The organism is Streptomyces olindensis, assembly GCF_040645895.1.
Classification (GTDB): Bacteria; Actinomycetota; Actinomycetes; order Streptomycetales; family Streptomycetaceae; genus Streptomyces; species Streptomyces olindensis.
Genome location: NZ_JBEYZD010000077.1, coordinates 1 through 25346, shown reverse-complemented (window position 1 = coordinate 25346; position 25346 = coordinate 1). Strand labels below are relative to the sequence as shown.

24 protein-coding genes are annotated in these 25346 nt (G+C 71.8%); 11 read left to right on the top strand and 13 right to left on the bottom strand.

What is annotated here, in order from left to right; translation table 11 throughout:
* Positions 1-51: 51 nt before the first annotated feature.
* Positions 52-1176: a DNA integrity scanning diadenylate cyclase DisA gene (disA, locus tag ABZ948_RS34015; protein ID WP_114254596.1), complete on the top strand. Its 1125-nt coding sequence runs from the start codon at positions 52-54 to the stop codon at positions 1174-1176.
* A gap of 94 nt (positions 1177-1270) precedes the next feature.
* Here disA and ABZ948_RS34010 read toward each other — a convergent pair whose 3' ends face one another.
* On the bottom strand, positions 1271-2134 hold the full coding sequence (locus ABZ948_RS34010; RefSeq protein WP_359766155.1) for a hypothetical protein: 864 nt from the start codon (positions 2132-2134) through the stop codon (positions 1271-1273).
* Between the two features lie 175 nt (positions 2135-2309).
* On the opposite strand from ABZ948_RS34010, the gene ABZ948_RS34005 reads away from it, so the two are divergent.
* Positions 2310-2972, top strand: a complete 663-nt coding sequence (locus ABZ948_RS34005) for a phosphatase PAP2 family protein (protein ID WP_359766153.1) — start codon at positions 2310-2312, stop codon at positions 2970-2972.
* A gap of 10 nt (positions 2973-2982) precedes the next feature.
* Here ABZ948_RS34005 and ABZ948_RS34000 read toward each other — a convergent pair whose 3' ends face one another.
* Both ABZ948_RS34000 and ABZ948_RS33995 read right to left on the bottom strand, forming a co-directional pair.
* Complete coding sequence (locus ABZ948_RS34000; RefSeq protein WP_359766152.1) at positions 2983-3639, bottom strand: response regulator; 657 nt, start codon at positions 3637-3639, stop codon at positions 2983-2985.
* The gene (locus ABZ948_RS33995) at positions 3636-5213 is read right to left on the bottom strand and encodes a sensor histidine kinase (protein WP_359766150.1); all 1578 of its coding nucleotides are present in this window, start codon (positions 5211-5213) and stop codon (positions 3636-3638) included. Before ABZ948_RS33995 ends, ABZ948_RS34000 begins: the two co-directional genes overlap by 4 nt.
* A 119-nt stretch (positions 5214-5332) precedes the next feature.
* On the opposite strand from ABZ948_RS33995, the gene ABZ948_RS33990 reads away from it, so the two are divergent.
* The 5 genes from ABZ948_RS33990 (at position 5333) to cseC (ending at position 9930) form a co-directional block, all read left to right on the top strand.
* The gene (locus ABZ948_RS33990; RefSeq protein ID WP_359766148.1) at positions 5333-6274 is read left to right on the top strand and encodes an HhH-GPD family protein; all 942 of its coding nucleotides are present in this window, start codon (positions 5333-5335) and stop codon (positions 6272-6274) included.
* A 289-nt stretch (positions 6275-6563) separates the two neighbouring features.
* The gene (locus ABZ948_RS33985) at positions 6564-7103 is read left to right on the top strand and encodes a SigE family RNA polymerase sigma factor (protein ID WP_010048809.1); all 540 of its coding nucleotides are present in this window, start codon (positions 6564-6566) and stop codon (positions 7101-7103) included.
* Positions 7091-7744, top strand: coding sequence for a hypothetical protein (locus ABZ948_RS33980; protein WP_359766146.1), 654 nt, complete (start codon positions 7091-7093; stop codon positions 7742-7744). The genes ABZ948_RS33985 and ABZ948_RS33980 overlap by 13 nt, the downstream gene beginning before the upstream one ends.
* A gap of 125 nt (positions 7745-7869) precedes the next feature.
* Positions 7870-8571 (top strand): two-component system response regulator CseB, encoded by a 702-nt coding sequence (gene cseB, locus ABZ948_RS33975; protein ID WP_359766144.1) that lies wholly within the window; start codon positions 7870-7872, stop codon positions 8569-8571.
* Positions 8572-8580: 9 nt separating this feature from the next.
* Complete coding sequence (gene cseC, locus ABZ948_RS33970; RefSeq protein ID WP_359766142.1) at positions 8581-9930, top strand: two-component system sensor histidine kinase CseC; 1350 nt, start codon at positions 8581-8583, stop codon at positions 9928-9930.
* A gap of 88 nt (positions 9931-10018) precedes the next feature.
* On the opposite strand, the gene ABZ948_RS33965 is transcribed toward cseC, so the two are convergent.
* The 3 genes from ABZ948_RS33965 to ABZ948_RS33955 form a co-directional block, all read right to left on the bottom strand.
* On the bottom strand, positions 10019-10465 hold the full coding sequence (locus ABZ948_RS33965) for a VOC family protein (RefSeq protein ID WP_359766140.1): 447 nt from the start codon (positions 10463-10465) through the stop codon (positions 10019-10021).
* Between the two features lie 62 nt (positions 10466-10527).
* Positions 10528-10971 carry a helix-turn-helix transcriptional regulator gene (locus tag ABZ948_RS33960; RefSeq protein ID WP_435857713.1) on the bottom strand — a complete coding sequence of 148 codons (444 nt, stop codon included), beginning with the start codon at positions 10969-10971 and terminating at the stop codon, positions 10528-10530.
* 161 nt (positions 10972-11132) lie between these two features.
* Positions 11133-12821 (bottom strand): MDR family MFS transporter, encoded by a 1689-nt coding sequence (locus tag ABZ948_RS33955; protein ID WP_359766138.1) that lies wholly within the window; start codon positions 12819-12821, stop codon positions 11133-11135.
* Between the two features lie 123 nt (positions 12822-12944).
* On the opposite strand from ABZ948_RS33955, the gene ABZ948_RS33950 reads away from it, so the two are divergent.
* The gene (locus ABZ948_RS33950; protein WP_359766136.1) at positions 12945-13541 is read left to right on the top strand and encodes a TetR/AcrR family transcriptional regulator; all 597 of its coding nucleotides are present in this window, start codon (positions 12945-12947) and stop codon (positions 13539-13541) included.
* A gap of 43 nt (positions 13542-13584) precedes the next feature.
* Here ABZ948_RS33950 and ABZ948_RS33945 read toward each other — a convergent pair whose 3' ends face one another.
* Positions 13585-14298 carry a M23 family metallopeptidase gene (locus tag ABZ948_RS33945; RefSeq protein ID WP_359766134.1) on the bottom strand — a complete coding sequence of 238 codons (714 nt, stop codon included), beginning with the start codon at positions 14296-14298 and terminating at the stop codon, positions 13585-13587.
* Positions 14299-14738: 440 nt separating this feature from the next.
* On the opposite strand from ABZ948_RS33945, the gene ABZ948_RS33940 reads away from it, so the two are divergent.
* On the top strand, positions 14739-15377 hold the full coding sequence (locus ABZ948_RS33940; protein ID WP_359766132.1) for an HAD family acid phosphatase: 639 nt from the start codon (positions 14739-14741) through the stop codon (positions 15375-15377).
* Positions 15378-15435: 58 nt separating this feature from the next.
* The gene (locus tag ABZ948_RS33935; RefSeq protein ID WP_359766130.1) at positions 15436-18486 is read left to right on the top strand and encodes an NACHT domain-containing protein; all 3051 of its coding nucleotides are present in this window, start codon (positions 15436-15438) and stop codon (positions 18484-18486) included.
* Between the two features lie 74 nt (positions 18487-18560).
* On the opposite strand, the gene ABZ948_RS33930 is transcribed toward ABZ948_RS33935, so the two are convergent.
* The gene (locus ABZ948_RS33930; protein WP_359766128.1) at positions 18561-21086 is read right to left on the bottom strand and encodes an ATP-dependent Clp protease ATP-binding subunit; all 2526 of its coding nucleotides are present in this window, start codon (positions 21084-21086) and stop codon (positions 18561-18563) included.
* A 441-nt stretch (positions 21087-21527) separates the two neighbouring features.
* Between ABZ948_RS33930 and ABZ948_RS33925 the strand changes: the two genes are divergently transcribed.
* The gene (locus tag ABZ948_RS33925) at positions 21528-22313 is read left to right on the top strand and encodes an SCO3374 family protein (protein ID WP_435857712.1); all 786 of its coding nucleotides are present in this window, start codon (positions 21528-21530) and stop codon (positions 22311-22313) included.
* Between the two features lie 9 nt (positions 22314-22322).
* Here the strand turns inward: ABZ948_RS33925 and ABZ948_RS33920 are convergent, their stop codons facing one another.
* From ABZ948_RS33920 to ABZ948_RS33900, 5 genes are all read right to left on the bottom strand, one after another.
* The gene (locus tag ABZ948_RS33920) at positions 22323-22658 is read right to left on the bottom strand and encodes a histone-like nucleoid-structuring protein Lsr2 (protein WP_010048839.1); all 336 of its coding nucleotides are present in this window, start codon (positions 22656-22658) and stop codon (positions 22323-22325) included.
* A gap of 304 nt (positions 22659-22962) precedes the next feature.
* Entirely contained in the window at positions 22963-23496 is a 534-nt protein-coding gene (locus ABZ948_RS33915; protein WP_359766125.1) for an amino-acid N-acetyltransferase, read from the bottom strand.
* A gap of 9 nt (positions 23497-23505) precedes the next feature.
* Positions 23506-24033: a BlaI/MecI/CopY family transcriptional regulator gene (locus ABZ948_RS33910; protein ID WP_435857711.1), complete on the bottom strand. Its 528-nt coding sequence runs from the start codon at positions 24031-24033 to the stop codon at positions 23506-23508.
* 182 nt (positions 24034-24215) lie between these two features.
* The gene (locus ABZ948_RS33905) at positions 24216-24404 is read right to left on the bottom strand and encodes a hypothetical protein (RefSeq protein ID WP_359766122.1); all 189 of its coding nucleotides are present in this window, start codon (positions 24402-24404) and stop codon (positions 24216-24218) included.
* Between the two features lie 18 nt (positions 24405-24422).
* A complete protein-coding gene (locus ABZ948_RS33900) occupies positions 24423-25067 on the bottom strand; it encodes a hypothetical protein (RefSeq protein ID WP_435857715.1) in 645 nt (214 codons plus the stop codon).
* Between the last annotated feature and the right edge of the window lie 279 nt (positions 25068-25346).

Here is a 25346-nt window from a genome sequence, read left to right as displayed (position 1 = left end):
AACCGAGCGCGCGACACGGGGGCGCCCAGAACCTGCGACCGGAGGAGTGCAGTGGCAGCCAACGACCGGGCATCAGCTCCCGGAAAGTCCGGCGGGAGTGCCGGCACCGATGGCCTGATGCGCGCCTCGCTGAGCGCCGTGGCACCCGGCACCGCCCTGCGTGACGGCCTGGAGCGCGTGCTCCGCGGCAACACCGGCGGGCTCATCGTGCTCGGCTCCGACAAGACGGTCGAGGCGCTGTGCACCGGCGGTTTCGTGCTGGACGTCGAGTTCACCGCGACCCGTCTGCGCGAGCTGTGCAAGCTGGACGGCGGCATCGTGCTGTCCTCGGACCTGTCGAAGATCCTGCGCGCGGGCGTGCAGCTGGTCCCGGACCCGACGATCCCCACGGAGGAGACGGGCACCCGGCACCGCACGGCGGACCGCGTCAGCAAGCAGGTCGGCTTCCCCGTCGTCTCGGTCTCCCAGTCGATGCGGCTGATCGCGCTGTACGTCGACGGCCAGCGCCGCGTGCTGGAGGACTCGGCGGCGATCCTGTCCCGCGCCAACCAGGCCCTGGCGACCCTGGAGCGCTACAAGCTCCGCCTCGACGAGGTCGCGGGCACGCTGTCGGCGCTGGAGATCGAGGACCTGGTGACCGTCCGGGACGTCTCGGCGGTCGCCCAGCGCCTGGAGATGGTGCGCCGCATCGCCACGGAGATCGCGGAGTACGTGGTCGAGCTCGGCACGGACGGCCGCCTGCTGGCCCTCCAGCTCGACGAGCTGATCGCCGGCGTGGAGCCCGAGCGCGAGCTGGTCGTCCGGGACTACGTCCCCGAGCCCACGGCCAAGCGCTCCCGCACGGTCGACGAGGCCCTGGCCGAGCTCGACGCCCTCAGCCACGCCGAGCTGCTCGAACTGCCCACGGTGGCCCGCGCCCTGGGCTACACGGGCTCGCCCGAGACGCTGGACTCGGCGGTGTCCCCGCGCGGTTTCCGCCTCCTGGCCAAGGTGCCCCGGCTGCCCGGCGCGATCATCGACCGCCTGGTGGAGCACTTCGGCGGCCTGCAGAAGCTGCTCGCGGCGAGCGTCGACGATCTCCAGACGGTGGACGGCGTGGGCGAGGCCCGCGCGCGCAGCGTCCGGGAGGGCCTGTCGCGGCTGGCGGAGTCGTCGATCCTGGAGCGGTACGTCTAGGGCGCGAGGCGCACACGACGGAACGGTTGAGGGCGGTACCCGGTGCGGGTACCGCCCTCAGCCGTTCGGGCCGCCGCTTCGGTCGGGGACCGCTTCAGTCGGCCGACAGCACGAACGACGTCTGCACCTTCGCAAAGCCCGGAGCCTTGGCTTCCACCAGGTACGTGCCGGCTCCGGCCGAGCCCGCGGGAGGCGTGGCGCACTCGGGGGCGCTGGGCTTGCGGTCCCACTTCACGGTGTAGGTGATGCCGCTGCCGGCGGGGACCCGGTAGAGCTGGTGGGCGGCGGACCTGGGGCAGTCCTCGGAGGACCAGTAGTCGTCGTCGCTGCTCGCCGGGGCGATGGTGAACACCGCGTTCTTCGGCCCGAGATCGATCTTGCAGTCGCTGCCGGAGATGTTCCGCGCGGTCAGCAGGAACGTGGGCGTCTGCTCGGGGTCGTAGGTGTTGTGCCGGCTGCGCAGGCTGAACTTGACCACGCTCGCGGTGCAGTTGGGCAGCGTGGAACCGGCCGGCAGGGTGTCGCCGGTGCCGACGCCGCCCGCCGTGTCGCCGCCCGCGGAGCCGCCGTTGCCGCCCGAGCCGCCGGAGCCGTCCGAGCCGGCGGAGCCGGAACCGCCGCCGGAGCCCGAGCCGTCCCCGGACCCGTCGCCCGAGCCGTCGCCGGAACCGTCCCCGGAGCCGGAGGACGAGCCGCCGGAGCCCGAGCCGCCCGACTCCTCGCGTCCGCCGGGCGCTTGACTGATGGCCGGGCCCGAACTCGACGGGCCGGGCGTGATGGAGGGCGCGGGATTCTTGCCGTTGGCGCCGTTGTCGCCGTCCTTGCCGCCCCCGCCGCCCATGGTCACGATCCAGGTGATCAGCAGCGCCAACAGGGCGACCACAGACACCAGTACGACCCTCCGACGCCAGTAGATGGAGGAGGGAAGCGGCCCGACCGGATTGCGCAGAGATCCCACGGCGCAAACCTTACGAGAGATCGGCGCGTTCGCCTGTCCCACCCGCCGCTCGGGGCTACAACTTTTCCGGATCATCATCCCGGAAACAACCGCCCCACCCCTGTCTTTCGTCAGGTTGGGAACGCGACGATCGCTGGGTGTGACGGGAAGCCGGTCCCGCCTACCGTCCGTGACCATGACCTTCGACGACACCGCGCTCTACCGCGACATCACCGACCTCGCCCACGACTCCCCGGTGTGGGTACGGCACGGGGCCGAGCTGTGGACGGAGGCCGGACTGCTGGTATTCGTCGGTCTGTTCGCCGTCGCCTGGTGGCGGGCCCGCCGTGACAGCGCCCACGCGTTCGCGATCGCGGCCCTTGCACCTCTGGCCACCGCTGTGGCGTACGTGTGCAGCGAGCTGCTCAAGTCCGTGGTCGCGGAGGAGCGTCCGTGCCGGGCGGTCGCCGGTGCGGCCGCGTCCCTGGCCGCGTGCCCGGCGCACGGCGACTGGTCGTTCCCGTCCAACCACGCCACGATCGCGGGCGCGGCGGCGGTCGCCCTGGCCCTGGTCCGGCGCGCGCTCCTGTGGCTGACGGCCCCGCTCGCCCTGCTCATGGCGTTCTCCCGGGTCTTCGTCGGCGTGCACTATCCGCACGACGTCGTCGCCGGGCTGGCGTTGGGGACGGTCGTCGCCCTCGTGGCCGTGCGGCTGGGCACGGGCCCGATGACCCGGCTGGCCGGGGCGATGCGCGGCTCACCGGCGCCGGTGGTGCGGTGGGTGACGGGGCCGGGCCGCCCGAACCCCGGGAGCCACCCGACGGCCATACCATCGTACGAAATGCCCGCGGACCGCTGAGGGGCGGCCGCTACGGCTCCACCAGACCGGCCTCGTACGCCACGATCGCCGCCTGCACCCGGTTGCGTACGTCCAGCCGGTCCAGGACCGCGCTCACGTACGCCTTCACCGTGCCCTCGACGAGATGCAGCCGGGCGGCGATCTCCGGGTTGGACAGGCCGGCACCGACCAGAGCGAGCACCTCGCGCTCGCGGGGGCTCAGGCCGGCCACGCGCGCGCGTGCCCGCGCCTCGCGGGTGAGCCGGCCGCCGCCGAGGCCCTCGTCGATGACGTACCGGGCCACCTTGGGCGAGAGGAACGCCGCCCCGGCCGCCACCGCCCGTACACCGGCGATCAGTTCGTAGGGATCCCCGGACTTCAGCAGGAAGCCGGTGGCGCCGCCGCCGAGGGCGCGGGTCACGTAGGCGCCCTCGGAGAACGTGGTGAGCATCGCGACGGCCGTGCCGGGCACGGTCTTCACGATCTCCTCCGCCGCCGCGAGGCCGTCCAGGCGCGGCATGCGGATGTCGAGCAGCGCCACGTCCGGGCGGTGGGCGCGGGCCAGCTCGACCGCCTCGCGCCCGTCGCCCGCCTCGGCGACGACCTCCGTCTCGCCGCCGCTGCCCAGGATGGCGCGCACCCCGGCGCGGACCATGGCCTCGTCGTCGGCCAGAAGCACACGGATCACCTGGAGAACTCCTCGTACTCTTCGCGGCCTTCGCCGGACAGGCCGACGCGGGGAACCACGTCCTTGGCGACCAGCCGCCCGGCCTCGAAGCACAGCCGGAAGTGGTCGACGGAGACGAAGAGTTCACCGCTCGCACGGTAGTAGCGGCAGTCGGCTCCCTCGGGCGGGGCGGGGGCCCGTTCCTCGGGCGGGTCGTTCACGTCGCGCTCCGGCAGCACGTGCGCGACCTCGGCCGCCGGGGCGCCCAGGCGCAGGTGCGCGTACGCGGCGGGTTCGAGGACCGAGTGCTTCTCCGCGTAGGCGTACCAGCCGAAAGCCACGCCGACCAGGACGGCGCCCGCGCCGGCCGCGGCACCGAGGCCGGCGGCGACGCGGCGGCGGGCGTGCCGGAAGGGGGCCGGGCCCGGGGGCCTCGCGGCGGGCTGCTGCTCGGGGACGGCGGGGACGTACGCCGCGACCCGGAACCCCTCCTCGTGCGGACCGGCCTCGAACGTGCCGCCGGCGGCGGTCACCGCGGCCCGCAGCCCGAGCAGGCCCGTACCGCCTCCGGAGGGCCGGGAACCCTCCTGCGCGGCCCGGCCGTTGGTGAGGGTGACGGCCGTCCCCGTGGGCCTCCCCTCCACCGACACCACCACGGGGGCGCCCGGTGCGTGCCGCGCCGCGTTGGTCAGTGCCTCCCGGACCACGCGGTGCAGCAGCCGCTCGGCGACCCCGCCCGGCTGCGCGGGCGGCAGCTGTCCGGCGGGCTCCCAGCGCACGGGGAGTCCCGACTCGGCGGCGCGGGCGACGAGTTGCTCCAGGGTCTCGCCGGCCGGGGCCAGCGGCGCGGGCTCGTCGTCGTCCTCGCGCAGGACGCCGATGATGCGGTGCAGCCGGTCCGTGGCGTCGGCGGCCGCCGCGCGCAGGTCGGCCGCCGCGCTCCGGTGCTCGTCGCCGAGCCCGGGTGCGACCTGGAGGGCGCCCGCGCGCAGGGCGATGAGGCTGAGCTCGTGGCCGAGGGAGTCGTGCATGTCCTGGGCGATCCTGGCCCGTTCGCGCAGCCGGGCGCGCTCCTCCGCGAGGCGCTGCTCGTCCTCCAGGCGGGCGGCGCGCAGCCAGCCCGCCTCGGCCAGCTCGCGGCTCTGCCGCCAGTAGCGCCCGCCGAGCCAGGGGAAGACGCAGCCGAACAGCAGCGTGCCCGTCATGACCAGCCACTCGGGGGCCGGATCGACCCCGGCGAGCGCGATGTGCGCGGTGCCGGCGCAGCCGACGGCCGCGAAACACAGCACCGCGGGGCGCGCCCGGCCCGCCCGCAGCCCGAGCAGCAGCGCGAACAGGCCGAGGGCGGGGCCGTAGGAGACGGTGAACAGGGCCGGGGCGGCGGTCAGGCTCAGGGCTGCCGCCAGCCCGAAGGCGGCGAGCGGCGACCGCCGGGACAGGGCGGCCGCCACCGCCAGCACCGCCACACCGGCCGCCTGCTGCCAGGCCGGTCGCGGTTCGTTCAGCCCGATCCGGTCGGCCGTGAGCGCCGGCAGCGCGAGGGCCGCCCAGAGGAGGGCGCCCCGGACGCAGGGGGCCGGGCGAGGACGTTCCATGCGCGTGACGCTACAAGCGCCGGGCGGGGCGGCACTGCTGCCGATCGTCAGGTACCCGCCTCCCTCAAGGGTGGCGGTGTGCCCGGAACGACGGTTCTGCGTGGCACCATCGAGAGGCCATGACTGCTCCCACGAAGCCCCCGCGCCCCACCGCCTCCCCCACCGACGCCCCTTCCGGCCCGCCCCTCGGGGAGAGCCTGCACTCCCCCGTCATCGACTGGTTCGACGAGAACGCCCGCGACCTGCCGTGGCGGCGTCCCGAGGCCGGGGCGTGGGGGGTGATGGTCAGTGAGTTCATGCTGCAGCAGACGCCGGTGAGTCGCGTGCTGCCCGTCTACGAGCAGTGGCTGGCCCGCTGGCCGCGCCCCGCCGACCTGGCCGCCGAGGCGCCCGGCGAGGCCGTCCGCGCCTGGGGCCGGCTCGGCTACCCGCGCCGCGCGCTGCGGCTGCACGGCGCCGCGGTCGCCATAACGGAACGGCACGGCGGTGACGTCCCGGCCGACCACGCCCAGCTGCTGGCCCTGCCCGGCATCGGCGAGTACACGGCCGCCGCCGTCGCCTCCTTCGCCTACGGGCAGCGGCATCCGGTCCTCGACACCAACGTGCGCCGGGTCTTCGCCCGCGCGGTCACCGGCGTGCAGTACCCGCCGAACGCCACCACCGCCGCCGAGCGCAGGCTGGCCCGCGCGCTGCTGCCCGAGGACGAGCCGACCGCGGCCCGCTGGGCCGCCGCCTCCATGGAGCTGGGCGCGCTGGTGTGCACGGCCAAGAGCGAGTCCTGCCACCGCTGCCCGATCGCCGCGCAGTGCGCGTGGCGGCTGGCGGGCAAGCCGGAGCACGACGGGCCGCCGCGCCGCGGCCAGACGTACGCGGGCACCGACCGACAGGTGCGCGGCCGGCTGCTCGCCGTGCTGCGGGAGGCCCACGGTGCGGTGCCGCAGGCGGCCCTGGACCGGGTGTGGCACGAGCCGGTGCAGCGCGCACGGGCCCTGGACGGCCTCGTCGCCGACGGTCTGGTGGAGCCGCTGGCGGGCGGGATGTACCGGCTGCCGTCGACGTGACACGGCCGCCTGGCGTGACACGGCTGCTCGGCGTGACACGGCTTTCGTCGCCGTGACACGGCTTCTGTTGCAGCGAGGCGGCGGTCAAATCATCCCGTAACCACACCAACCGGCACAGCCCTCTACCCGCGTCCGACAGCTGTTACACAACCGACGGACAGCCGAGCGCTGGCCGCAGGCTGCTTCGGACAGCGCCGTGACAACGCCTCCGTAACTTCATCTCCGTCATCACGGACAGCAGAGCCCGGCGGCAGGACGCGCCGGTACACGGGGATGGAGGCGGTTGCACATGGCGCAGGGCGAGGTGCTCGAGTTCGAGGAGTACGTGCGCACCCGGCAGGACGCGCTGCTGCGCAGTGCCCGCCGCCTGGTCCCGGACCCGACCGACGCGCAGGACCTGCTGCAGACGGCGCTGGTCCGCACCTACGGCCGCTGGGAGACCATCGAGGACAAGCGGCTGGCGGACGCCTACCTGCGCCGGGTGATGATCAACACCCGGACGGAGTGGTGGCGGGCCCGCAAGCTGGAGGAGGTCCCCACCGAGCAGCTCCCGGACGCCTCGGTCGACGACTCCACCGAGCAGCACGCGGACCGCGCCCTGCTGATGGACGTGCTGAAGGTGCTCGCCCCGAAGCAGCGCAGTGTCGTGGTGCTGCGACACTGGGAGCAGATGTCCACGGAGGAGACGGCCGCCGCCCTCGGCATGTCGGCCGGAACGGTCAAGAGCACGCTGCACCGGGCGCTCGCCCGGCTCCGCGAGGAGCTGGAGTCCCGCGACCTCGACGCACGCGCGCTGGAGCGTGAGGAGCGGGAGCGGTGCGCGGCCTGACCGGCGAGGGTTCCGCGGGGAACCGGGGCGGCATCCAGGCGGTGATCACGGCACTGGCCGGGTTCGCCGCCCTCGGCCTTTTCGCGTCCTCGTGCGCCGCCGGGGGCACCGGCGCCCGTGACGAGGGCCCCGCGCACACGGACTCGGTGGCGGGCGCCGCCGCCTCGCCGACCGCCGCGCCGTCGAAGACGCCCGACGCGGTGAACGCGGTCAGGCTCGTCAAGGACGACCCCGAGGTCGCGCCCGAGGTGAAACGCGACCTCAAGCCGTGTGTCGCCGACGAGTACCCGGTCGACGTCTCCTACGGCAACCTCACCGGCGGCTCGGCCGACGACGTCGTGGTCAACGTGCTGACCTGCGGTGACGCGGTGGGTGTGGGCAGTTACGTGTATCGCGAGCAGGACGGCTCGTACAAGAATGTGTTCAAGGCCGAGGAGCCTCCCGTCTACGCGGAGATCGACCGCGGCGACCTGGTGGTGACCAAGCAGGTGTACGAGAAGGGCGATCCCGTGTCGAGTCCCTCCGGGGAGAACGTGATCACCTACCGGTGGGCCTCCGGCCGGTTCGCCGAGGAGTACCGCACGCACAACGACTACGGCAAGGTCGTCGGCGACAGCGCGTCGCCGGTGCCCGCGAGCTGACGGGCCGGGCCACGTGAACCGGTCGGGCCGCTCGGAACGATCCCCCGGTGAACGCGTCGGACGGGCCGTGCGTCCCAGCAGAGAGAACGCACCCCACGGATCACACGAGGACTGAGAGCACCGGGATGGCAGACCAGACCCACGTCCTGTTCGTCGAGGACGACGACGTCATCCGCGAGGCCACGCAGCTCGCCCTGGAACGGGACGGCTTCGCGGTCACCGCCATGCCCGACGGCCTGTCGGGCCTGGAGGCGTTCCGCCGGGACCGCCCCGACATCGCGCTGCTGGACGTGATGGTCCCCGGCCTCGACGGGGTCAGTCTCTGCCGCCGGATCCGGGACGAGTCGACCGTGCCGGTGATCATGCTGTCGGCGCGGGCCGACTCCATCGACGTGGTGCTGGGCCTGGAGGCGGGCGCCGACGACTACGTGACCAAGCCGTTCGACGGTGCCGTGCTGGTCGCGCGGATCCGCGCGGTGCTGCGCCGGTTCGGGCACGCGGGCGGCGGCCGGGGCGAGGAGCAGGACGCCCCGGCGAGCGGCGGGGTGCTGACCTTCGGGGACCTGGAGGTCGACACCGAGGGCATGGAGGTCCGCCGGGCCGGGCAGCCGGTGGCGCTGACGCCGACCGAGATGCGGCTGCTGCTGGAGTTCTCCTCGGCGCCGGGCACGGTCCTGTCCCGGGACAAGCTGCTGGAACGGGTGTGGGACTACGGCTGGGGCGGGGACACCCGGGTCGTCGACGTGCACGTGCAGCGGCTGCGGCAGAAGATCGGCCAGGACCGTATCGAGACGGTCCGCGGCTTCGGCTACAAGTTGAAGGCCTGAGCAGGGGTTATGAGGGGGCACTTCCGGCGCCTGGTCGCCACGGGCTTGGAGCGCGCGGGCATCCGCACGGGCCTGAGATGGAAGCTGAGCGCGGCCATCGCGCTGGTCGGTGCGCTGGTGGCGGTCGCGCTGAGCCTGGTCGTGCACAACGCGGCGCGGGTGTCGATGCTGGACAACGCCCGGGACCTCGCCGACGAGCGCATCATCATCGCGCAGCGCAACTACGAGCTGTCCGGGCGGATCAACTTCCCCAACACCAAGATCGACGACCCGGACCTGCCGGCGGCGCTGCGGGACCGGGTCGAGGCGGGGCAGCGGGCGACGTACGTGGCCGACCGGCCGGGGGGCCCGCCCGACATATGGGCCGCCGTGCCGCTGAAGAACGGGCACGTGATGTCCCTGCACTCGGGCTTCACGGACCGCAGCTCGGACATCCTGAAGGATCTCGACCAGGCCCTGGTGATCGGCTCGATCGCCGTCGTCCTCGGCGGCAGCGCGCTCGGCGTGCTCATCGGCGGGCACCTCTCGCGGCGGCTGCGCAAGGCGGCCGTCGCGGCGAACCAGCTCGCGGGCGGTGAGACGGACGTCCGGGTGCGGGACGCCATGGGCGGGGTCGTCCGGGACGAGACCGACGACCTGGCGAGCGCCGTGGACGCCATGGCGGACGCGCTGCGGCAGCGCATCGAGGCCGAACGGCGGGTCACCGCCGACATCGCGCACGAGCTGCGCACCCCGGTGACGGGGCTGCTGACCGCCGCCGAGCTGCTGCCGCCGGGCCGCCCGACCGAGCTGGTGCTGGACCGCGCCAAGGCCATGCGCACGCTGGTGGAGGACGTGCTGGAGGTGGCCCGGCTGGACGGGGCCTCGGAGCGGGCGGAGCTGCAGGACATCATGCTGGGCGGGTTCGTCGCCCGGCGGGTGGCGGCCAAGGACCCGGACGTCGAGGTGCGGATCGTGCACGAGTCGGAGGTCACCACCGACCCCCGGCGTCTGGAGCGGGTGCTGTTCAACCTGCTCGCCAACGCGGCCCGGCACGGCAAGCCGCCCATCGAGGTCACCGTCGAGGGCCGGGTCATCCGCGTCCGCGACCACGGCCCCGGCTTCCCGGAGGACCTGCTCGCCGAGGGGCCGAGCCGCTTCCGCACCGGCAGCAAGGACCGCGCCGGCCACGGCCACGGCCTGGGCCTGACCATCGCGGCCGGTCAGGCCCGGGTGCTGGGCGCCCGGCTGACCTTCCGCAACGTCCGCACGCCGGGTGTGCCGGAGGACGTACCGGCCGAGGGCGCGGTGGCCGTGCTGTGGCTGCCGGAGCACGCGCCGACGAACACGGGGAGCTACCCGATGCTGCCGGGGTCCTGAGACCGCTGCCCGGATCAGCGGCCTGCCGGGGTCCTGACGCCGCCGCCCGGATCAGCGGCCTGCCGGGTCCTGAGAGCCGCCGCCCGGATCAGCAGGTCCAGTCCTGGTCCAGGTCGAGCCCGCCCTCGCGGGGCTGGGTGAACGAGAACCAGTTGCCGGAGTCGTCGCGGAACAGCGCCTCCGTGCCGTACGGGCGCTCCTGCGGCTCCTGGAGGAACTCCACGCCGCGGTCCTTGAGCTTCTTGTAGTCACCGTGGATGTCGTCGGTGGTGAGCACGCCCGCGCCGAGCACCCCCTTGGCCACCAGCTTGCGGACCATCTCGGCGGACTCGGGGTCCATCGCGGGGCCGCCGGGCACCATCAGCGTCAGCTCCACGTCGGGCTGCTCGGGCGAGCCGACCGTGAGCCAGCGCATGCCGCCCTCGCCCATGGTCATGTCCGTACGGACCTCCAGGCCCAGTTTCTCGGTGTAGAACTCCTTGGCGCGGTCCTGGTCGAGGACCCAGACGGTCGAGATGGCGAGACCCTTGATCATGGTGTGCTCCTGCTGATCGGCGGCGGGTTCTGCTTGCCCTGCAACCGTAGGCAGCGGGGGTGTCAGTCCGCTTCTCCGGAATTGCGCTGCTGACGCCGCTGTCCCGCGCCGGGCCCCGAGCGGAAGCCGCCGGCCCAGAGCATGGCGTAGCAGCCCGGTATCAGGGCGGCTCCGCGGCCCACGTGCTTGTGCCGGTACTCGCTCGGGGTGAGGCCGGTCCAGGCCTTGAAGCGCGCCGAGAACGTGCCCACGCTGCTGAAGCCGACCAGGTGGCAGATCTCCGTCACCGAGAGGTTCGCCGTGCGCAGCAGGTCCTCGGCGCGGTCTATGCGGCGGTGCGTGAGGTACTGGCCGGGGGTCTCGCCGTACGCCTCCTTGAAGGCGCGGATGAAGTGGTAGCGCGAGTACCCGGCGTGCGCGGCGAGGGTGTCCAGGTCCAGCTCGGGATCTGCCCAGTCCCGGTCCATGGCGTCCTTGGCGCGCCGCACCTGCCGCATCCTGTCCATGCGATCGATGGTGGCACGAGGGTCTGACAACGGGGCCGGTTCGGCCGGGGTCCGGCGGTGGGGCCGGTGCGGCCGGAGACCGACCGTGAGATGAGAACCGGTGCGGCCGCGGCAGGACGAAGCCCCCGGGGCGGACACCCCGGGGGCTTCTCACGAGCCGGTCAGACGGCCTCGGCCACCGGCGTCTGAGCCTTCCGGCCGTCGTCGCCGTCCGTGCGGCCGTCGTCGCCGTCCGTGCGGCCGTCGTCGCCGTCCGTGCGGCCGTCGTCGCCGTCCGCGCGGCCCTCGTCGTCGCCCGTGCGGCCCTCGTCCGCCGTCTTCGGTCCCGCTCCCCGCAGCGGCACCTCCTTCACGAACACGGCCGCCGCCAGCGACACCACCGCCACCACGGCCCCGAGCAGGAACGCCGAGTGCGTGCCGGCGGAGACGGCGTGCTGGTAGGCCTCGCGGGCCAGCGCCGGCAGCTTGGCGAGGCTCGCCGCGTCGAGCTGCGCCGACTGCTCGGTCACCTTGGAGCCCAGCGCCCCGGCCCGCTCGGACATGACGTCCTGGACGCGGCTGTTGAACAGCGCGCCCATGATCGCGACGCCGAAGGAGGAACCGAGGGTGCGGAAGAGCGTGGTGGACGAGGACGCCACGCCCATGTCCTTCATCTCCACGCTGTTCTGCGCGACCAGCATGGTGATCTGCATCAGGCAGCCCATGCCGAGCCCGACGACGGCCATGAAGACACCGGAGGTGAACCGCGAGGTGCCCGTGTCCATGGTGGACAGGAGGTACAGCCCGACGATCATCAGCGCGCTGCCGAGCACCGGGAAGACCTTGTACCGGCCGGTGTTCGTGGTGACCCGGCCGGCGACCATCGACGTGACGAGCATCGCGCCCAGCATCGGCAGGAGCAGCAGCCCCGAGTTCGTCGCGGAGGCGCCCTGCACGGACTGCTGGTACAGCGGCAGGAACAGCGTGGCGCCGAACATCACGAAGCCGGTGACGAAGCCGATGACCGACATCAGCGTGAAGTTCCGGCTGCGGAAGATGTGCAGCGGCAGCACCGGCTCGGCGGCCCTGGTCTGCCAGAACACGAACCCGACGAGCGCGGCGACGCCGATGCCGATCAGTTCCATGATCCGCGCGGAGGTCCAGGCGTACTCGGTGCCGCCCCAGGTGGTGACGAGAACGATCGCGGTGATGCCGACGGTCAGCAGCACGGCGCCCAGGTAGTCGATCCGCGCCTCCGCCCGCTTCTTCGGCAGGTGCAGCACCGCGCTGATCGCGACCAGGGCGACGGCGCCGAGGGGCAGGTTGATGTAGAACGCCCAGCGCCAGCCCCAGTTGTCGGTGATGGTGCCGCCGACCAGCGGGCCGCCGATCATCGCCAGCGCCATGACGCCGGCCATCATGCCCTGGTACTTGCCGCGTTCCCGGGGCGGTATCAGGTCGCCGATGATGGCCATGACGCCGACCATCAGACCGCCGGCGCCGAGGCCCTGCACGGCCCGGAAGCCGATCAGCTCGCCCATGTTCTGGGCCATGCCGCTGAGCGCCGAGCCGATCAGGAACAGGACGATGGACGACATGAACGTGCCCTTGCGGCCGTACATGTCGCCGAGCTTGCCCCACAGCGGGGTCGAGGCGGCGGTGGCGAGGGTGTAGGACGTGACCACCCACGAGAGGTGTTCGAGCCCGCCCAGCTCACCCACGATCGTCGGCATCGCCGTACCGATGATCATGTTGTCGAGCATCGCGAGCATCATCGCGATCATGAGCGCGAGCAGCACCACCCGCACGCTCTTCGGCTGTTTCCCCCCGGTGTCGGCGCCGACCGCCGGTGTCTCCGTCGTGTCCGCCATCGCTTCCCCACTCCCCAGCTACCGCTACTTACTTGCCGACCGGCTAGTGACTACACTCGGAAGCTAGCCGCGGAACTAGCCGGGCGTCAAGTAAGTTTTATGGAAAGCGGGCGGCGTAGGAGGATGGGCGGCACCATGGACGACACCAGGCAGCGGCGCCGCGGCGACACCCGCCGGCGCATCCAGGACGTGGCCCTCGAACTCTTCGCGGAGCAGGGCTACGAGAAGACGTCCCTGCGTGAGATCGCGGAGCGCCTGGAGGTCACCAAGGCGGCGCTCTACTACCACTTCAAGACCAAGGAAGAGATCCTCGTCAGCATCTTCGAGGACCTCACGCAGCCCATCCAGGACCTGGTCGAATGGGGCCGGCGGCAGCCGCACACCCTGGAGACCAAGCAGGAGATCGTCCGCCGGTACGCCGACACGCTCACCCAGGCGGCACCGCTGTTCCGCTTCATGCACGAGAACCAGGCGACCGTACGGGACCTGCGGATCGGCGAGTCCTTCAAGGCGCGCATCCACACCCTGCGCGACATCATCGTGGACCCGGACGCCGACCTGATCGACCAGGTCCGCTGCGCCAGCGCGATCTACACGCTGCACGCCGGCATGTTCCTGCTCCAGGACGTGGGAGACGACCCCGAGGAACGGAACAAGGCCGTCCTCGAGGTCGCCACGGATCTGGTCACCCAGGCCCACCGGGGAGCCGGGGGCTCCTAGGGAACCCAGAGGCTCCTGAGGGAGCCAGGAGAGTGGGCGCGGGTCAGACCTTCACGCCCTTGGCGCGCAGGAACTTCACCGGGTCGACCGCCGAGCCGTAGTTCGGGGTCGTACGGATCTCGAAGTGCAGGTGCGGGCCGCTGGAGTTGCCGGTGTTGCCGGACCGGGCGATCTCCTGGCCGGTCTTGACGATCTGGCCGATCTTCACCTTCACCTTCGACAGGTGGGCGTACTGCGAGTACGTGCCGTTGCCGTGCTTGATCACGACGGCGTTGCCGTACGCGGGGCCGTCACCGGCGCCGTTGCCGCCGGCCTTGACCACGGTGCCGCCGTGGGCGGCGACGACCTGGGTGCCGCTCGGGACGGCGTAGTCCTGGCCGCTGTGGGTGGACTGCCACATGCCGCCGTTCTGGGCGAAGCTCGCGGAGAGCTTGTACTTCTTCACCGGGTCGACCCAGGACGGCTTGGCCTTCTTGGCGGCGGCCTTCTTGGCGGCCGCCTTCTTCTCGGCGGCCTTCTTCGCGGCGGCGGCCTTGGCGGCCTTCTCAGCCTTCGCGGCCTCGGCCTTGGCGGCCTTGGCCTGGGCGGCGGCCTGTGCCTGGACGGCACTGGCGGCACCGGACGCGGCCGTGGTGTCGGCGGCGGACGCGACCCCGGCTCCCAGTGCGACCGAGACACCGAGGCCGGCGGCCAGCACGGTCGCACGGGTGCGGAGCTGGGACGTACGGGAGGAACGGGACGTGACGCGCTGGGACATCGAAACCTCGTGGGGAAGGGGACGGAGAAAACCACCCGGCGCACAGTCGCTCGCCGAATGGCCATCCCTTGGTAACCCGAAGTCCGACAAACTCCCAAAAGCGTGATCTACGACAGAAGTTAGTAATTTCGTTCAGTGTTCTATGTCTCTTGACACAGCACTCATTCAGGACGAATCAGCCCACTGCCCTGCACTTCACCCGGCACCGCGGGGCAAGAATCCCTTTCCTCCCGGCCCCTTCAGCACTATTCCGCCTAGTAACGGACATATCGCCTGTGCGCCATGTCACCGGAGGCCCTCTTCGGCCATTCCGGAAATGTGGCGCACGCCTCTAGGCGCCTACCGTCCGGTAACCCTACGGTTCCCCTCGCGCCACCCTCGCGCACGAACATGCACACGACATGTTGACAGCGTCACGGACGTGAGAGGACCCCCACGACATGCAGACCCGACGCCCCTGGTTGCGCCGCGCCTCGGTGACCGCCGTCTCGGCCGCGGCCCTCGTGGCGATGGCCGCACCGGCCGACGCCGCGACCACCGCCCAGGCCTCCACGGCGGCCACCGCCGCCGCCACCACGGCCGCCGCCGTCGACTACGCCACCTGGCAGAAGGACTGCCAGGCGGTGATGGACCAGGCGCTGCCGTACCTGAAGCAGCGCATAGCGGCCACGAAGCCCGGTGAGAAGCAGGCGATCGTCTTCGACATCGACAACACCACGCTGGAGACCGACTTCGGCTTCAGCTACCCGCAGCCGGCCAACAAGCCGGTCCTGGAGGTCGCCAGATACGCCCAGGAGCGGGGCGTCGCCCTGTTCTTCGTGACCGCCCGCCCGGACATCATCCACTCGTTCACCGAGTACAACCTGAAGCAGGCCGGCTACCAGGTCTCCGGCCTCTACGTCCGCAACTTCATCGACCTCTTCAAGAACGTCGCCGAGTACAAGACGGCCCAGCGCGTCGACGTCGAGAAGAAGGGCTACACGATCATCGCGAACATCGGCAACAGCGCCACCGACCTCTCGGGCGGCCACGCCGAGAAGACGTACAAGCTGCCGGACTACGACGGTCAGCTCTCCTGACCCGTCCGCAACTCCCTGTAGTCTCACCCCCGTTCGCGCGATCACGGGGGTGAGGCGGTTGGACCCGACGGTACTCGGCGGCAAACTGGCGTCCGCGCTGGTCGCCCCGCTGCTCAAGAAGCTCTTCCGTGCGGACGGGCCGGGAGCGGGCCTGGTCGACAAGCCCGTACGCCTGTCCGCTCTCGTGTCCTTCCGGGGCGAGAAGCGCACCCTGGACGAGCGGGACGTCCACAAGCTCGCCGAGCGGATCGTGGCACAGGCGGTGGACTCCCCCGGCGAGCCGCCCTTCCCGCAGGATGAGCGGATCGCCGTCACCGACACCCTGGCCCGCAGGCTGCTCTCCCTCGGCGACCTCGACATGGACGACGTCCAGGCGGTGCGCCTGGGCCACCGCGAGCTGGCCAGGGAACTGCACGGCGCGGGCCCCGCCCCCGACGGTCTGTCCGCGGACGCCTGCCACTTCCTGGACTACGCGACCGAGTGGGCGTGCCTGAACATCCTGGAGTTCTTCACCCGCCGCTCCACGTTCGTCGCCCGCACCCTCGTCGAACAGACCCGCGCCCAGACGGAACTGATCGCCAAGGTCGACGAGCTGATCACCCGCACGCCCCGCCCGGACGGCCGGGACGCCGCCTTCGAACGCCGCTACCTGCCCTACGTCGCCGACCGCCACAACCACATCACCATCTACGGCATCGACCTGCGCGACTCCCCCGACCGCTGGCCCCTGGAAGTCGCCTACCTCAGCCTGGAGGCCACGGGCGGAGAGCGGAGCGCCGTCCCCGAAGCGCCGTCGGCCGAGCACGCGGCCACCGCCGTCGCCGTCCGGCTGCCCGCGGAGGAGGCCCTCGGCAGCCACGACCGGGTCCTGCTGCGCGGCGACGCCGGCTCCGGCAAGACCACCCTGGTGCAGTGGCTGGCGGTGACCGCCGCCCGCGACGCGGCCCGCGTCCCGTTCGTCCTCCCCCTGCGCACCCTGGTCCGCGCGGGGGCGCTGCCCGCTCCCGGCGCCTTCCTCACGGCGGTGGGCTGCCCGCTCACCCCGCCCGAGGGCTGGGCCGAGCGGGTCCTGACCAGCCGCCGGGGCCTGGTCCTCGTCGACGGCCTGGACGAGATCCCCGCCGCCGACCGGCGCCACACCCGCGACTGGCTGCTCGCCCTCATCCACGCCTACCCCGGCAACCACTGGCTCCTGACCTCGCGCCCCACGGCCGTACGCCCCGACTGGCTGGCCGCCGAGGGCTTCCGGGAACTGACCCTCACCCCGATGCGCCGCGCCGACGTGACGACGTTCGTGCACCGCTGGCACGCGGCGGCACAGGCGCCCGAGTACGAGACGCAGCTCCTGGACGCCCTGCGCACCAAACGCGACCTGGCCCGCCTCGCCACCAACCCCCTGATGTGCGGGCTCATCTGCGCCCTGCACCGGGAGCGGCGGGGGTACCTCCCCACCGGCCGCAAGGAGCTGTACGACGCCGCCCTCGGCATGCTGCTCGCCCGCCGGGACCGGGAGCGCGGCATGGGCTCGGTGGACGGGGTCGAGCTGGGCGAGGAGGCCCAGCTGGAGCTGCTCCAGCGCCTCGCCTACGCGCTGGTGCTGAGCGGCCGGACCGAGATGGACCTGGAGACGGCCGAGGGCATCGTGGCCCGCTGTCTGCCGGCCATCGCGCCGGCCTCGGGCCAGGGTGACGCGGCGGCGGCCCTGCGGACGCTGCTGCTCCGCAGCGGCCTGCTCCGCCAGCCGGCCGAGGGCGTCGTCCACTTCGTCCACCGCACCTTCCAGGACTACCTGGGCGCCCGGTACGCCGTCGAGGAGGGCCACCTGGACGTCCTCGCGGGCCACGCGGGCGACAGCCTGTGGGAGGACGTGATCCGCATGGCGGTGGCCCACGCCCGCCCCGGGGAACGGGCGACCCTGCTCCGCCGCCTGCTGGCCGAGGACACCCCGCGGCTGACTCTCCTCGCCCTGGCCTCCCTGGAGCACGCCGTGGCCCTGGATCCCGCGGTCCGGGCGGAAGTGGAGGCACGGGCCGGGGCGCTCATCCCGCCGCGCACGACCGAGGAGGCGAAGGCCCTCGCCAAGGCGGGCCCCCTGGTCCTGGAGCTGCTGCCCGGACCGGAGGGGATCACCGCCGAGGAGGCCCACGGCGTGACCGTCACCGCCTCGCTCCTCGGAGCCGAGGAGGAGGAAGGCGCGCTCGCCGTGCTGCGCCGCTTCCGCGAGCACCCGGACCTCGACGTGCGACGCCAGCTGGTGGGCACCTGGAGCCGCTTCGACACCCGCGCGTACGCGGTCGAGGTGCTCGACCACCTGAAGCGGGACGGCCTCGCCCTGCTCTGCGAGTCGGCCGAGCAGCGGGCGGCGCTCCGGCTGATGCGCCCTTGGCGGAGGCTGAGGCTCGACGGCCCGCTGACCGCGGCGGAACTCCTCGACTGCGTCCCCGATCCCGCCGAGGTCCGCCATCTGGACCTGCGGAACAACCCGGCCCTCGGTCACCTGGGGGAGCTGCTGGCGTTCCCGTCCCTGGCCGGTCTGTGGCTCCAGCGCTGCCCTGACGCCGTGGGCCTCTCCAGGCTGGCGGAACTTCCGCTGACCGATCTCGTGGTCTTCGACCGCGGTGCGGATCTCACCGGGTTGGGCGCCCTGCGCCAGCTCACCCAGCTGTCGATCGACGGGGGTGTCCCGGGAGACTGCCTCGCCGACACCCTTCCCGCCGAGGCACCCCTGCGGAGCCTCTTCCTGGGCATGGACGCCACAGACTCCACCGGGCTGCGTGGCCTGTCCCGGTGGCCCACGCTGAAGTCCCTGGCGCTCGGCGTGTCCGACCGGCGGCCCCTGGGCGCCGAGGACTGGTCCGAGGTGGCCGCCCTCCCGGCGCTCACGGCGCTGTCCCTCTACGGGCGGCCGGAGGGCTTCGCCCACGAGACCGTGCCGGAACTGCCCGGCATCCAGGAGCTCCGGTTCCTCACGGACCCACCGCCCGCGGAGTCGCTGCGTTTCCTCGCCTCGCGCCTGCCGGGGCTGCGCACCCTGACCGTCACCAAGCCCGAGCAGTCCCTCGACTCCTACGCCGAGGTCTTCCCCACCGCCGAGATCATCGGCCTCTGACCCCGGGCACGGGAGAGGGGCCGGCGCCCCGGAAGGCACCGGCCCCTCTCACTCGGCTCGCTCGGCCGTGACGCTTACGCGTCCTTGCTCAGGTTCGGACCCGAGCCACCGGCCGCCTGCTCGATCGGCGGGACGTCCGGCAGGGCCGACTTCTCCTCGCCGCGGAAGGTGAAGGTCTTGGTCTCGCCCTCGCCCTCCGTGTCGACGACCACGATGTGACCGGGGCGCAGCTCGCCGAAGAGGATCTTCTCCGACAGCGAGTCCTCGATCTCGCGCTGGATGGTGCGACGCAGCGGACGCGCGCCCAGCACGGGGTCGTAGCCCTTCTTGGACAGCAGCTCCTTGGCGGACTGGGAGAGCTCGATGCCCATGTCCCGGTCCTTCAGGCGCTCGTCCACCTTGCCGATCATCAGGTCGACGATCTTGAGGATGTCGTCCTGGCTGAGCTGCGGGAAGACGACCACGTCGTCGACGCGGTTGAGGAACTCGGGCCGGAAGTGCTGCTTGAGCTCGTCCTGGACCTTGTTCTTCATGCGCTCGTAGTTGGTCTTCGTGTCACCCGAGGCCGCGAAGCCCAGGTTGAAGCCCTTGGAGATGTCCCGGGTGCCGAGGTTGGTCGTCATGATGATGACCGTGTTCTTGAAGTCCACGACCCGGCCCTGGGAGTCGGTCAGGCGACCGTCCTCCAGGATCTGCAGCAGCGAGTTGAAGATGTCCGGGTGGGCCTTCTCGACCTCGTCGAAGAGGACCACCGAGAACGGCTTGCGCCGCACCTTCTCGGTCAGCTGGCCGCCCTCTTCGTAGCCCACGTAGCCGGGGGGCGAACCGAAGAGACGCGAGACCGTGTGCTTCTCGCTGAACTCCGACATGTCGAGGGAGATCAGCGCGTCCTCGTCGCCGAAGAGGAACTCGGCGAGCGCCTTGGACAGCTCGGTCTTACCGACACCGGACGGACCGGCGAAGATGAACGAGCCACCGGGGCGCTTGGGGTCCTTCAGACCGGCACGCGTACGGCGGATCGCCTTCGACAGCGCCTTGACGGCGTCGTTCTGGCCGATGACCCGCTTGTGGAGCTCCTCCTCCATGCGCAGCAGGCGGGAGGACTCCTCCTCGGTGAGCTTGAAGACCGGGATGCCGGTGGCGGTCGCGAGGACCTCGGCGATCAGCTCGCCGTCGACCTCGGCGACGACGTCCATGTCGCCGGCCTTCCACTCCTTCTCCCGCTTGGCCTTGGCGGCGAGGAGCTGCTTCTCCTTGTCGCGCAGGGAGGCGGCCTTCTCGAAGTCCTGCGAGTCGATCGCGGACTCCTTGTCGCGGCGGACGCCGGCGATCTTCTCGTCGAACTCGCGCAGGTCCGGCGGCGCGGTCATCCGGCGGATGCGCATCCGGGAACCGGCCTCGTCGATCAGGTCGATCGCCTTGTCCGGCAGGAAGCGGTCCGAGATGTACCGGTCGGCCAGCGTGGCGGCCTGGACCAGCGCCTCGTCCGTGATGGAGACGCGGTGGTGGGCCTCGTAGCGGTCGCGCAGGCCCTTGAGGATCTCGATCGTGTGCGGCAGGGACGGCTCCGCGACCTGGATGGGCTGGAAGCGGCGCTCCAGGGCCGCGTCCTTCTCCAGGTGCTTGCGGTACTCGTCCAGCGTGGTCGCACCGATGGTCTGCAGCTCACCGCGGGCCAGCATCGGCTTGAGGATGCTCGCGGCGTCGATGGCGCCCTCGGCGGCGCCCGCACCGACCAGCGTGTGCAGCTCGTCGATGAACAGGATGATGTCGCCGCGGGTGCGGATCTCCTTGAGGACCTTCTTCAGGCGCTCCTCGAAGTCACCGCGGTAGCGGGAGCCGGCGACCAGGGCGCCGAGGTCCAGGGTGTAGAGGTGCTTGTCCTTGAGGGTCTCGGGCACCTCGCCCTTGACGATGGCCTGGGCGAGGCCCTCGACGACGGCGGTCTTGCCGACGCCGGGCTCACCGATCAGGACCGGGTTGTTCTTGGTACGGCGGGACAGCACCTGCATGACCCGCTCGATCTCCTTCTCGCGCCCGATGACCGGGTCGAGCTTGGACTCACGAGCGGCCTGGGTGAGGTTCCGGCCGAACTGGTCGAGGACCAGGGACGTGGAGGGCGTGCCCTCGGCAGGACCGCCGGCGGTGGCGGTCTCCTTGCCCTGGTAACCGGAGAGCAGCTGGATCACCTGCTGCCGCACGCGGTTCAGATCTGCGCCCAGCTTGACCAGGACCTGGGCGGCGACGCCCTCGCCCTCGCGGATCAGGCCGAGCAGGATGTGCTCCGTGCCGATGTAGTTGTGGCCCAGCTGAAGGGCCTCGCGGAGCGACAGCTCCAGGACCTTCTTGGCACGGGGGGTGAAGGGGATGTGGCCGGACGGGGCCTGCTGGCCCTGGCCGATGATCTCCTCCACCTGCTGGCGGACCGCCTCGAGCGAAATCCCGAGGCTCTCAAGGGCCTTGGCGGCGACACCTTCACCCTCGTGGATCAGGCCCAGGAGGATGTGTTCAGTGCCGATGTAGTTGTGGTTGAGCATCCGGGCTTCTTCCTGAGCCAGGACGACAACCCGCCGCGCGCGGTCGGTGAACCTCTCGAACATCGTTAATCGCTCCTCAGAGCGGTCAGGCAGTGGGGGGAACTTCCCCTCCCTGTCCTTCCGCAGCTTAGTCCCGCAAGCGGGGACCGCTCATTCCAACTGCCGACACCGTCCTTGGCCTCCTGACCCCGAACGCCGACATCTGCTCCAACCCGATGGTGCGAGACGATGTTCCCGCAGGCCAGGCAGATACCCCACTCGCCAGTACGCCGATGGCGAACGTGAGACGTCCTTTCCTGCGTGTCGCCCCCTCCCACTAGGGATGTCTTACCCGTACGGACCGACGGTCCATGCCGAGCGCCCCCGTTCCCTCCGCTACGGGCGAACAACCTTGCGCCTCCCCGCCCCCCTCTCACGCCCCCCTTTCACCACTCTGTGCACCCGACTCGCTACGCAGCGTTCAGTCAGCGTAACCCGCACGTCTTTCCGGCGGTTGCTCTTGGCATGTTCGGCGCCCCTCCTCCCGTGTTCCCGTCCGCGGCCCTCCGGCGGTGGTACGAGAACGAACTGGGCTGGCCCACGGTGCCCGGCGAACCTCTGCGGCTGGCGGTGGGGGTGCGCTTCGACGTCCTCGACGTGCCGGCCGAGGCGGGTCACGCCGCGCTGCGGCGCCTGGGGCGGGGCTCTCCGGTGGCCGTGCGGGGCGACCGGATGCTGCTGCTGGTGGCCGCGGGCAGCGCGGAGGAGCTGCCCGGGCTGCTGGAGTGGCTGGAGTGGGGAGACCTGGCGCTCGACCTGGCGGCGATCGGCCCGCACGGCTTCATGGACGCGCCACTGCCGACTACGGACGCGCCACTGGCGCCTATGGACACGCCGCTGCCGACCGGGAACACGCCGCTGCCGACTGCGGTGGGCGAGCGTCCTGGGAGGGGCCTGAGGGCCGAGAGGGGCGCTCGGCTGTCTGCCGGGGCGGAGGCGGGGCCGCACCCCGGGGTGGGAGCGCGCTCCGTGACCGGATCGGATCCGTCACCGTCCCCCGAGCCCGGCCCGGATGCCGGCCGGCCGCTTCCCCTGGGCCGACTCGGTTCCCAGGGGGCCGCCGTGTGGCTGCGGCCCCCCGAGCCGGGGTGCGAGGCCGAGGCCTCGCTGCCGACGCTGTCGGCCTTGGGGGGCGCTGGGCGCGCCCCGGATCTCGTACGGCTGGTGGACACGGTGGCCACGCAGTGCCACCGGATCCGGCTGCGGCGCGCGTGCGCCCAGCCACCGGCCTTGCGTGCGCAGGGTCGGTAGTGCCGCTGTTCAGCCGTTGGCCTTCTCGTAGGCCTCGCGGATGGTCGCGGGAACACGGCCTCGGTCGTTGACCTCGTAGCCGTTCTCCTTCGCCCAGGCGCGGATGGCCGCGGTGTCCTGGCTGCCGCTCGAAGCCGCGCGCGCCTTTCCGCGCCCGCCCGAAGCACGGCCTCCGGTACGACGACCGCCCTTCACGTAAGGCTCGAGAAGGCCGCGGAGCTTGTCCGCATTGGCGGTGGTGAGATCGATCTCGTACGTCTTGCCGTCCAGCGCGAACGTCACGGTCTCGTCCGCCTCGCCACCGTCGAGGTCGTCGACAAGAAGGACCTGAACCTTCTGTGCCACCGGATTTCCTTTCATCGATATCTTCAGGGCCGGGGTGTGCCGGCGTCCGCCGTATCGCCGTCCCCTGTTATATGCAGTACTGCAGTACCTCGGAAAGCAAACCGCTTTTGCCGGAAAAACACAAACCCTCGGCAGAGACCGGTAGCCCGCCCTCCGTCCGGAAACGTGCGCGTTTCGGACATAGGGCACCGGGGCAGGGGCGGCGCCGCGGAATATGTCTTGACGAACCGGACGGACCCTCTTGCGACTGACTTGCGACCGTCTTGAGGCGGGTCTTGTGGTCGTCTTGTGTCCGTCCTGGCGATCACAGATGCAGAAGCATCCGGCTGTTGCCCAAGGTGTTCGGTTTCACTCGTTCGAGACCGAGGAACTCCGCGACGCCCTCGTCATAGGAACGCAGCAGCTCCGCGTAGACATCCGTGTCGACGGGCGTCTCGCCGATCTCCACGAAGCCGTGCTTGCCGAAGAAGTCGACTTCGAAGGTCAGACAGAAAACGCGGCGAACGCCGAGCCAGCGGGCGGTGTGCAGCAACTTCTCCAGCAACTGGTGTCCGACGCCCGCGCCCTTCAGGCCCGGCTTCACCGCGAGAGTGCGCACTTCGGCGAGGTCTTCCCACATCACGTGCAGGGCGCCGCAGCCGACGACCTCGGCGTTGTCGTCGCGTTCCGCGACCCAGAACTCCTGGATGTCCTCGTAAAGCGTCACCGTCGCTTTGTCGAGCAGGATGCCGCCGCGGACGTAGGCGTCAAGGAGCCGGCGCACGGCCGGGACATCGCCGGTGCGGGCCCGTCGGACGGTGATGGCTTTTGCGGGGGCTTCGGGGCTCTTCGCGGGCATGAACGGACGCTATCGCCCGTCGCCGTCCTGTGCGGAGGCGGGGTTCTCCGGGGGGCCTTCGCGGGGTTCCGCGCCTTCCGGGCCTTCTGCGTGCTCCGCGGGTTCCGCGGGTTCCGCGCCTTCACCGGGTTCCGCGCCTTCACCGGGTTCCGTGCGTTCCGGTCGTTCCGTCGGCCGAGCGGATTCCGACGGTTCGGTCGGTTCCTGGGTTTCCGGGCCCTGGACGATGCGTACGGCATCGCGGAGAGCGTGGCGCTGTTCCTCGCTCATCATGCCGAAGAAGGCGACGAGAGCGGCGGCGGGGTTGTCGCTCTGCGACCAGGCGTCGTTCATCAGGGCGGCGGCGTAGGCGGCGCGTGTGGAGACCGCCTCATATCGATAGGCGCGGCCTTCCGCCTCGCGGCGCACCCAGCCCTTCTGATGGAGATTGTCCAAAACGGTCATCACCGTGGTGTAGGCGATGGACCGCTCCTTCTGAAGATCTTCCAGGACTTCTCGAACGGTCACGGGGCGGTTCCACTTCCAGACCCGCGACATGACCGCGTCTTCGAGTTCTCCCAATGGGCGAGGCACAGCTCAGAACAATAGTGGGAGATCTCGGTAATGGCGTGGCGGACGTGCGCTTCACCGACGAACGGGAACAAAAAGGGCGTACGACTCGAACGCGCGGGCTGCGTGGAGGCGGGCTCGCGGAGTCGTACGCCGTCGGCGGGGTGGGGTCAGGCGTCTGCCTTGGGGCCGGGCGCGGCGGACCGGGGGCCGCCCTCCGCCCGGGCGAGGGCGGCGTCGACGGCCGCGTCCTCCTTGGCCTTGTTGGCGCCGCCCTGTGTCTTCACGATCACCCGGATCACGCCGATGAAGAAGATGGCCATGACGACCGGGGGCAGGAGCGCGGAGACGTAGTCCATGGATCCAGGGTAGCCACGTCAGCCCGCGGCGAGCTGCTGGGGGTTCGCCGGGGGCGGCGGGGCGGGCTTGCGGCGCGGGAAGACCTCGCCCGGGGTGGGGATCGGGCGGGTGGGCTTCGGGGTGCCCGGGGCGGGGGCCGGGGTCGGTTTGGGGCTGGGCTTCGGGGCGGCCGGCTTGCGTTCGGGCTTCTTCTCCGGCTGCTTCTCGGGGGTGTCCATGGCGGGTCTCCGGCCTTCCGAGAGGCCTTCCGAGCGGCCTCCCGGGAGGGCGTGGAGGCGGGCGCGGGAGGCGGGGACGGTGGGGGTGGCCGTGGCGCCGGTGAGGGCGGTGACCGCGCAGCGGTCCAGGAGGGCCGCCGCGGTGGGGTTGCCGCGCAGGGCGCGGAGCGCGGCGAGGTCGTCGGGGCGGGGGCGGTACCCGGCGCCCAGGGCCTCGTCCAGGAGTGCGAGGTAGCCGGCGGCGGTGCCGGGGAGGGCGGCGCGGTACCGGCCGAGGTCGGCCACGAGGAAGGCGCGCAGCCTGACCCCCTCCCGCATCGCCTCGTCGAGCGACTCTGCGAGGCGGAGGCAGTCCTGGACGTCGTCGGACGAGGCGGAGGTGGGGTGGAGGGCGAGGGCGAGAGCGCGGCGGAGCACACGCAGCTCCTCCACGCCGAACGCCATGCCGCCGCGGGATCCGTATGGCGTGGGCATGCGGCGACGATACGCGCTAATCAGACAATTTCGACATAGGGGGCGGGTGTGGCGCGGGGGACCACTCGGGTGGGCGGGGTGCGGGTGCCCCGGCGGTTGGGCCGGGGTCACGCTTCGCGCCGGGGGTGGGTCGGGGCCGCGCCGGGGGGTGTCCGTCCTCGGAACGGCGCGATGGGGTCGGACGCCGACTGGCTGTCCGCGCCCTCCTCGGACCAGCCCCGAGCGGTGAGCAGCGTCGCGAGCAGGACG